The sequence below is a fragment of the uncultured Microscilla sp. genome (assembly GCF_947493425.1).
Lineage (GTDB): Bacteria > Bacteroidota > Bacteroidia > Cytophagales > Microscillaceae > Microscilla.
In genome coordinates this window covers 1-209 of sequence record NZ_CANLRP010000723.1, presented here as the reverse complement: position 1 = coordinate 209, position 209 = coordinate 1, and the positions used below count along the sequence as shown (strand labels likewise).

The following is a 209-nucleotide window of genomic DNA, read 5'->3' as shown; positions in this document are numbered from 1 at the left end:
AGAAATATTGGTAATCGGCGTGAAGGCTAAACATCCAAGGTAAGTAATTGAGGTAAAATGGATAAGTCCAGAGAAGGTAAACAAAGACGAACTCCATTGGGGTAAACAATTTCGTACACCTGGGCAGCCGGGGCATCAACTGGCTTGGGGGATGGTTTTTCTATAGGAACAAAAACAGGTGATTGCACTTCCTCTGATGCGTGCAAGGC

The 209-nt window shown here is 45.0% G+C and carries 1 pseudogene; it reads right to left on the bottom strand.

The window, feature by feature from the left end:
* Positions 1-26 precede the first annotated feature (26 nt).
* Positions 27-209: pseudogene (locus Q0954_RS34955) on the bottom strand (hypothetical protein); the annotation flags it as partial.